The organism is Staphylococcus croceilyticus (assembly GCF_002902575.1).
Classification (GTDB): domain Bacteria; phylum Bacillota; class Bacilli; order Staphylococcales; family Staphylococcaceae; genus Staphylococcus; species Staphylococcus croceilyticus.
In genome coordinates, this window is record NZ_PPRD01000103.1 from 38,726 (window position 1) to 47,249 (window position 8,524).

8 protein-coding genes and 1 riboswitch are annotated in these 8,524 nt (G+C 36.2%); of the genes, 7 read left to right on the forward strand and 1 reads right to left on the reverse strand.

The genetic code is table 11. The features are described from left to right. Positions 1-98: 98 nt before the first annotated feature. Complete coding sequence (locus tag CD128_RS10735) at positions 99-1,379, reverse strand: MFS transporter (RefSeq protein WP_103329891.1); 1,281 nt, start codon at positions 1,377-1,379, stop codon at positions 99-101. A 335-nt stretch (positions 1,380-1,714) separates the two neighbouring features. Beyond that, positions 1,715-1,824, forward strand: a riboswitch (TPP riboswitch). 63 nt (positions 1,825-1,887) lie between these two features. Here CD128_RS10735 and CD128_RS10740 point away from each other — a divergent pair. The 7 genes from CD128_RS10740 to CD128_RS10770 all read left to right on the forward strand — a co-directional run bounded on the left by CD128_RS10740 (position 1,888) and on the right by CD128_RS10770 (position 8,399). Further along, a complete protein-coding gene (locus CD128_RS10740; protein ID WP_103329892.1) occupies positions 1,888-2,481 on the forward strand; it encodes a thiamine phosphate synthase in 594 nt (197 codons plus the stop codon). Further along, a complete protein-coding gene (gene thiO / locus CD128_RS10745) occupies positions 2,474-3,589 on the forward strand; it encodes a glycine oxidase ThiO (protein WP_103329893.1) in 1,116 nt (371 codons plus the stop codon). Before CD128_RS10740 ends, thiO begins: the two co-directional genes overlap by 8 nt. Further along, positions 3,573-3,773 carry a sulfur carrier protein ThiS gene (gene thiS, locus CD128_RS10750; RefSeq protein WP_103329894.1) on the forward strand — a complete coding sequence of 67 codons (201 nt, stop codon included), beginning with the start codon at positions 3,573-3,575 and terminating at the stop codon, positions 3,771-3,773. Before thiO ends, thiS begins: the two co-directional genes overlap by 17 nt. A 1-nt stretch (position 3,774) precedes the next feature. After that, the gene (locus CD128_RS10755; protein ID WP_103329895.1) at positions 3,775-4,542 is read left to right on the forward strand and encodes a thiazole synthase; all 768 of its coding nucleotides are present in this window, start codon (positions 3,775-3,777) and stop codon (positions 4,540-4,542) included. Then, positions 4,542-5,540, forward strand: a complete 999-nt coding sequence (locus CD128_RS10760) for a ThiF family adenylyltransferase (RefSeq protein WP_103329896.1) — start codon at positions 4,542-4,544, stop codon at positions 5,538-5,540. Before CD128_RS10755 ends, CD128_RS10760 begins: the two co-directional genes overlap by 1 nt. Positions 5,541-5,652: 112 nt before the next feature. Continuing rightward, positions 5,653-6,267 (forward strand): undecaprenyl phosphate transporter UptA, encoded by a 615-nt coding sequence (gene uptA, locus CD128_RS10765; protein WP_103329897.1) that lies wholly within the window; start codon positions 5,653-5,655, stop codon positions 6,265-6,267. Between the two features lie 167 nt (positions 6,268-6,434). Further along, positions 6,435-8,399 (forward strand): fructose-1,6-bisphosphatase, encoded by a 1,965-nt coding sequence (locus tag CD128_RS10770; RefSeq protein WP_103329898.1) that lies wholly within the window; start codon positions 6,435-6,437, stop codon positions 8,397-8,399. Positions 8,400-8,524: the final 125 nt, after the last annotated feature.

An 8,524-nucleotide genomic window follows, 5' to 3' on the forward strand; every position in this document is an offset into this window, starting at 1 on the left:
AATGACTTTACAAAACCAAGGCACGAGCCATGTACATAAGAAATATATACATAAAAAAGTGAGCAGAACGCTCACTTTTCTATAATGAATTAACTTTATTATTTTAATTGTTTACTTTCATCTTTAATTAATGGTTTATCTGGTGAGACGAAGAACCATAATACAATCGCAATGACAGCTGGAACGATAAGTAATTGGAACGTCATTGACCAGCCAAGAGATGTAACCACTGCACCAGCTAAGAATGGACTAACTAAGGCACCAATATTTCCCCATAAGTTCATCCAACCTGAAACTGTACCAGCAAAGTTACGACCAATATCGTTCGCAGCAGCCCAACTCATACCCATTGAGATACCCATACCACCTAAACCAAGTGATAACCAGAAGATAGTAATATATAAGCTTTCTGTATGAACTGCGAAGAAGATTGAAATCGCAAAGACAATGAATCCAGCAATCGCAATTAATCCTCTTGATACAAAGCGTGATTGTCCACTGCGTAAAATTTTATCTGAAATGGCACCTGCAGATAAAATTAAGATAAACATAATAAACCAAGGTAATGAACTAATTGTCATATGTTTAAACTCTACATGATATTGCTCTGTTAAGTATGTTGGTAACCAAATTAAGAATAATGTAATAATAAATTGAACTACAAAGTATTGACCTGCGATAGCATAGAAACTCACGCGACGGAAGAATTGATTCCATGGTGGTAATGATTTACTAGTTTGAACTAAGTCACGATTTTGCATAATAAAATGTTTTTCTGCTTCGTTAACCATACGATGTTGTTCTGGAAGGTCTTTCGCGATGATTCCCCATAAAATCGCAATTAAGACCCCAACTGCACCAAAAATATAAAAGACAGCTTGCCAATTAAATGTATTTACAATTGCGATTGTAATAATTGGCGCTAGTACTGGTCCAAAATACGAACCTGCAAGTAAGGCACTTGATGCTCTCCCTTTTTCATCTTTTGCAAACCAAGTTGAGTTAAATACGGCATTCGATGGATACATTGGTGCTTCCCCTACACCAAATAAGAAACGAACTAAGAATAATAAACCATGATGTTTAATCATTCCTGTAAAGATTGTAAAAGCACTCCACCATACTAATGCAATAGTAATCATTTTACGTGGACCGAACTTCTCAGCTAACATACCTGAAGGCACTTGCATTAATGCATATCCTAATGAGAAGAAAGATGCTAATAATCCAAATTGTTGTTTATTCATATGTAAATCTTGCATCATTTGAGGTGCGATATATGAGATATTCGATCTATCCATATATGCAATTACTCCGATAATAAAAAATAGTAGTGCGAACATCCAACGCACATTACTTTTCCTTTGTCTTTGAACCATAGTGTTTTCCTACTTTCCTTTTTGTTGATTCTTTTTTATGTTGTCTATTAATCATGAAGACTCCCTTTTGCTCTTATCTCTTTCCACCTTTCAAGCCTGTCATAATAGGCTTAATCACTTATTTTTAATCATATTACCAGGTATTGTAAACGTTTACAATACCTTTACAAAACTTTTTTATTAAATTGCGCTTGGTTCGATGAATTGGATAAGGCTATTTTTGAAAAGGTCGTGTGATATTTATTTTGGACTAAGATTTGAACTCTATTCGTAAAAGCTGTAAAATGAAATAGAACTGAAACGCTATTAAATATTTTATAAATGAATAATGATTTATCATCCACTGGAAGTGCCTTTGTTTAAGGCTGAGAGTAAAGAACGGACTTTATAATTCCTGGAACCTGATCCAGTTTGTACTGGCGTAGGAAAGTGGCGCAAAGGATATCGTAAAGTTGAGCTGACCGCTATTTCCCTACGAGGGTAATAGCGTTTTTTTATTGTTCAAGGGGTGAGGCATATATTTATTGCAATAACGACTTACAAAGATTTAACAGACGAAGATTCAAAGCATTTCTTAGCTATAGCTAAAGGCATAGACGGGCTACTCTTTCGTACCCCTATGTCACGTGAAGCGTTATTTCACTTCATTACACAACTTTTAGATGCTGGCTTTCCAAAAGAGAAAGTTATTATTCACAGTGACACAGAGTTACTGGAATCATTAAGCCTTTCGCGCTTACATTGTCGTGAGATGGATACAGCTGCTTTCGACTATAAACAACTACATCCAAATGTCGAAGTCAGTATGTCGACCCATTCCAAGCAATCTGTGGAACAAGCTTACGAACATGGCCTTGATTATGTATTTTATGGCCACATTTTCAAAACGCCGTCTAAACCCAATCAACAGCCACGTTCACAAGATGAGGTCAATGACGTTTTACGTCTTCCAATACCTATTTATGCTATTGGTGGCATCACTAAAGAAACAATTCATCAATTACCTAAAGGGTTTGCTGGTATATGTGCAATTTCCTTCTTTATGAACGCATCTTTACAACAAATCGAACAGTTACGAAAGGAGTGGTTGAAAGATGCATGATGTTCTTATTATTGGCTCAGGTGTGATTGGTATGTCTATTGCACGACATTTAAGTCAATCACAAATGGATGTCGCTATTGTCGACAGAGATGTTCCTGGTAAACATGCTTCTTATAAAGCAGGCGGTATGCTAGGTGCACAAAATGAATTTACTGAAGATACGGATTTATTTAGACTCGCGCTCGAATCGCGCTCACTTTTCCCAGAACTATGCGAAGCGTTGGAAAATGAAACAGGAATCGATATTCAATATCAATCATCGGGATTAATTAAGGTGGCAAATCGTCCTGAAGATGTTGAAAGTTTAAGACAACAATATGAATTCTTAAGTTCCATGGATCCAAGTGTAGTGGAATTATCTGATGAGGATTTAATTGATTTAACGCATGGTCATGTCACATCAAGCGAAATGGCCATCTACATTCCAAATGATGGACAAATCAATGCCAATCATTATACGAAAGCACTCTTTAAATCACTGCAACAACGCAATATTCATCGTTATTACCAAACTGAAGTGCTTAGTATTGAACACCAAAATGGTTATTACGAGGTCTCTACGTCAAATGGTCAATTACATGCTAAGAAAGTGATCGTTGCTTGTGGCGCTTGGAGTTCTAAATTATTAGAACACTACCAACTTCCACGTGAAGTGGTAGGTGTTAAAGGTGAAGTACTGTTGGTTGAACATGACGACTTAGATTTAAAAGAAACGGTCTTTATGACAAATGGTTGCTACATCGTGCCGAAACAACCAAATCGTTTCCTTATCGGTGCAACAAGTGAGTTCGACAATTATTCTGTCGGGAATACCGACCAAGGCGTTTCATGGCTACATCAATATGCGAATGAACGTATTCCTGAATTAGCACAAGGTAAAGTCATTAAACAATGGTCTGGCGTGCGTCCTTATACTGAGGGCGAATTGCCTATCATGGATCGTATAGACGATGGTTTATATGTTATTTCTGGTCACTACCGTAACGGTATCCTACTTTCACCTGTAATAGGTCGAGATATCGCAAACTGGCTATTTACTGGCGTCAAACCACGCAATTATGAGTCATTCAATGTTTCAAGGAGGTCAAATAATGAAGTGTATCATTAATGGTGATGCGTTCACATTCGACGCAGAACAGTCGATTACTCAAGTGCTTCACTCACTTGAATTAGACCCTGAACGTGTCATTGTCGAGCATAATAAAACATTAATTAAACAAGAAGAATACGATCATCACACTGTGCGTGAAGATGATCAATTAGAATTATTAGAATTTGTTGGAGGCGGATAATATGTTTAAAATTGGAAATTTAGAATTACAATCACGTTTATTATTAGGTACTGGTAAATTTGAAAATGAAGACATTCAAACAGAAGCGATTAAAGCGTCAGAAACAAATGTACTTACATTCGCAGTAAGACGTATGAACTTATACGATAAAAACTTACCTAACCCACTTGCGAATATTAATTTAAAAGATTTCATCACTTTCCCAAATACAGCAGGTGCTAAAACTGCAGAAGAAGCCATTCGTATCGCAGAAATCGCGAAACACGCAGGTGTATGTGACATGATTAAAGTCGAAGTTATCGGTGATGATGAAACATTATTACCTGATCCTTTTGAAACATACGAAGCTTGTAAAGTGTTATTAGAAAGAGGCTACATCGTGTGCCCTTACATTTCTAACGACGTAGTTTTAGCGAAACGTTTAGAAGAATTAGGTGTACATGCGGTGATGCCACTTGCTTCTCCAATCGGTACTGGTCGCGGTATTAACAACCAATTAAACCTTAGCTATATCATTAAAAACGCTAATGTCCCGGTTATCGTTGATGCTGGTATTGGATCAGCTAAAGATGCATGTCACGCAATGGAATTAGGTGCTGATGCAATCTTATTAAACACAGCTGTTTCAGGTGCGAAAGACCCAGTTAAGATGGCAGAAGCAATGAAATTAGGTATTGAAGCTGGCCGTTTATCTTATGAAGCTGGTCGAATTCCAGTGAAATATACTGCACAAGCATCAAGCCCAACTGAAGGATTAGGATTCTTATAATGCAACGCTACAATCGTCAAATGCGTTTTCATGCTTTTGGTGAAAATGGGCAACACGCCCTATCAAATGCGAAGATCTTAATACTTGGTGCCGGTGCATTAGGGAGTCATGTGGCAGAGCTATTAGCTCGCATGGGCGCCCATCACTTGGCCATTGTTGATATGGATATTGTGGAAGAATCCAATTTACATCGCCAAGCACTCTATACAGAAGATGACGCTACAAACATGGTACCTAAAGTATATGCCGTTAAAGAAAAATTAGCTCAAATTAATTCTAATGTAGAGGTACAAGCATTTTATCAAGAAATTGATTCTACTAATATTGAGGATATTATAAACAAGGTGCAACCTGACATTGTCATTGACGGCATGGACCATTTTAAAATTCGTTATCTCATTAACGAAGTATGCCATAAACATCATCTTCCTTGGGTGTATGGCGCTGCAGTTGGCAGTAAAGGCACAGTCTATGGCATCGATTTTGAGGGTCCTTGCTTAAAATGTTTATTAAAGCGTATGCCATCTACTGGAGAAAGTTGTGCGATTAATGGCGTCTTACCACCTGTCATTACACAAGTGGCAAGTTATGAAGTATCCGAAGCCATTCGTTATTTATCTGGAAAAGGCTTTTCCAAAAAATTACTTACGATTGATGCGTTCGACATTAACTTCAAAGCCATGAATGTCGATATCTTGAAAGACAGTGACTGTGAGGTTTGCGCACAACAACATTACGAATTATTAGAAACGAAGCAACAACAACACATTGAAAGTCTATGTGGTAAAACGTATCTCTTTAGATACCAACCTGCTGTCTTCGAACACGCGGAACATTTCCCAGGTGATATGGTGAAATCGACTTCATTTGCGAAACTCATTCAAGATAAAGATTATGAAATCACTTTGTTTAAAGATGGGCGCATGAATGTCTATGGTATCGAAGATGATGAAGAAGCAAATCAACTGTATCATCGCTACTTAAAAGCTTTAAAATAATCATCTTTTAGGTTTATACAAGCAATTCATAGTAAATTTTATTATAATGAATTTACTATGAATTTTTTATTATAGTTATAAAGCTTAAAATTAAAGGAGTTCTTAATTATAAATGGAACAGTTAATTACCGACTTTATAAGTAAATGGGGCTACGCAGCCATATTTATTCTTATCTTGTTAGAGAATGTGTTGCCTGTTGTCCCTTCTGAAATTATTTTAACGTTTGCAGGATTAATGTCAGTCAAATCTGGCTTATCTATTCCGCTTCTATTTCTTATTTCAACGATTGCCTCATTAATTGGCTTATTAATCTTGTATTACGTTTGTCGCTTAATCAGAGAAGAAAGCATTTATCGCTTTGTTGATAAGCACGGGAAATGGTTCAAATTAAAAGGTAAAGACGTCAAGCGTGCCAACGATTGGTTTAAACGTTATGGTGCTTGGGCTGTGTTATTATGCCGCTTCATCCCAGTGTTACGTGTATTAATTACCATTCCTGCCGGTATCAATAAAATGAATGTAGTTACATTTACAGTCTTATCATTATTAGGTACAACGATTTGGAACTTTGCGCTTATTTTATTAGGCCGTTTACTAAGTGACAGCTTTGACGCATTAATGGCTGGTTTACACACTTATTCTTACATCATGTATGTCATTATCTTCTTAGCCATCTTGTACTTACTATATGTTATCTTCATTAAGAATAGAAAACGTACACGTTAAGTTTTCCACCCCTTCATCTTGCATGAGGGGTTTTTATTTTAATTTCGACAATTTAAGCATGACCATTGAAAAAGTGACGCTTTTTAAAGATAATTTATGTAAGCGGTTTTATATTTTGTTACCCTTTTAAAAAACAAACGACAATCCCACACAGGAGTGAAAAATAAATGACGCAAACGACTGAAAGTGAATTAAGAAAGAAATACTTAGATTTATTGTCTCAACAATTCGATAGTCCCGAAAAGCTTGCTACAGAAATTATCAACTTAGAATCTATTTTAGAATTACCTAAAGGCACAGAACATTTTGTGAGCGACTTACATGGTGAATATGAATCTTTCCAACACGTGCTACGCAATGGTTCTGGTAATGTACGCGCTAAAATCAATGACATCTTTATAGATAAATTATCTCAAAGAGAAATTGACGACCTAGCTGCCCTTGTTTACTATCCTGAAGAAAAATTAAAACTTGTAAAAAATAACTTCGATTCTAAAGGTAAATTAAACATTTGGTATATCACGACAATTGAACGTTTAATCGAACTTATTACTTACTGTTCTTCAAAATATACACGTTCTAAATTGCGCAAAGCATTACCTGAAGAATTTACATATATCGTAGAAGAACTTCTATATAAAAGTAACGAATTTAATAATAAAAAATCTTATTATGAAACACTCGTTAATCAAATTATTGAGCTTGAACAATCAGACGATTTAATCATTGGATTGTCTTATACTGTACAACGTCTTGTTGTAAACCACCTTCACGTGGTTGGTGACATTTACGATCGTGGTCCACAACCAGATAAAATTATGGACACTTTAATTGATTATCATTCTGTAGATATTCAATGGGGTAACCATGACGTATTATGGATCGGTGCTTATGCAGGCTCTAAAGTATGTCTCGCTAACCTACTACGTATCTGTGCGCGCTATGACAATCTAGATATTATCGAGGATGCTTATGGTATTAATTTACGTCCTTTACTCACATTGGCTGAAGAACATTATGACGGCGATAACCCTGCCTTCAAACCGAAGAAACGTCCCGATAAACCTGCTGGATTATCTAAACTTGAAGAGAATCAAATCACAAAGATTCACCAAGCCATCGCAATGATTCAATTCAAATTAGAAATGCCAATTATTAAACGCCGTCCAAGCTTTGAAATGGACGATCGTTTAGTTCTTGAAAAGGTCAACTATGATACGAACGAAATTACAATTTACGGCAAAACATATCCTTTAAAAGACACATGCTTTAATACAGTTGACCCAAAAGACCCAGGCAAATTATTACCTGAAGAAGAAGAAGTCATCAATAAATTGTTACTGTCTTTCCAACAATCCGAGAAATTAAAACGCCATATGGCATTCTTAATGCAAAAAGGTAAACTTTACCTACCTTATAACGGCAATCTTCTTATTCATGGTTGTATTCCTGTAGATGAAAATGGAGAAATGGAATCGTTTGAGATTGAAGACGAATTACACAAAGGTCGTGACTTACTTGATGTCTTTGAAAAACATGTGCGTTTAGCGTATGACAATAAAGACATTACTGATGACCTTTCAACTGATTTAGTATGGTATTTATGGACAGGTAAGTATAGTTCCCTTTTCGGAAAAAGAGCGATGACAACATTCGAACGTTACTTTATTGAAGATAAAGCTTCTCATAAAGAACCTAAAAATCCATATTATTATTTACGTGAAGATGTGGATATGATTCGTAAGATGTTGAAAGACTTTGGCTTAAATCCAGATGAAGGTCGTATTATTAATGGTCATACGCCAGTTAAAGAGATTGATGGCGAGGACCCTATCAAAGCAAATGGTAAGATGATCGTTATTGATGGTGGTTTCTCTAAAGCGTATCAGAAGACGACAGGTATTGCGGGATATACGTTGCTTTATAATTCATTTGGTATGCAATTAGTGGCACATCAACACTTTGATGCGAGAGATAAAGTACTTTCAGATGGTGCTGATGAATTATCTGTACGTCGCGTGGTGGATGAAGAACTACAACGTAAGAAGATTAAGGACACGAATGAAGGCAAAGAAATGTTAGAACAAATCCGCATTCTAAAATTATTAATGCACGATAGATATTTGAAATAGTATCAACAAACTAGTTCTTAGATAGATATTCACTCACTTAAGTTGCTAAGCTTTCCAGGGGTGCCGTCTCTAAAGCAGTTCTTAAATGGATCATCATTTCACTTAAGTTGAGACGCTTGCCTAGG

Excerpts from the sequence above, each read along its gene's own strand:
- CD128_RS10755 (WP_103329895.1), top strand. The coding sequence starts at position 3,775 with ATGTTTAAAATTGGAAATTTAGAATTACAATCACGTTTATTATTAGGT.
- CD128_RS10770 (WP_103329898.1), top strand. The coding sequence starts at position 6,435 with ATGACGCAAACGACTGAAAGTGAATTAAGAAAGAAATACTTAGATTTA.
- thiO (WP_103329893.1), top strand. The coding sequence starts at position 2,474 with ATGCATGATGTTCTTATTATTGGCTCAGGTGTGATTGGTATGTCTATT.
- CD128_RS10735 (WP_103329891.1), bottom strand. The coding sequence starts at position 1,379 with ATGGTTCAAAGACAAAGGAAAAGTAATGTGCGTTGGATGTTCGCACTA.
- thiS (WP_103329894.1), top strand. The coding sequence starts at position 3,573 with ATGAAGTGTATCATTAATGGTGATGCGTTCACATTCGACGCAGAACAG.
- CD128_RS10760 (WP_103329896.1), top strand. The coding sequence starts at position 4,542 with ATGCAACGCTACAATCGTCAAATGCGTTTTCATGCTTTTGGTGAAAAT.
- uptA (WP_103329897.1), top strand. The coding sequence starts at position 5,653 with ATGGAACAGTTAATTACCGACTTTATAAGTAAATGGGGCTACGCAGCC.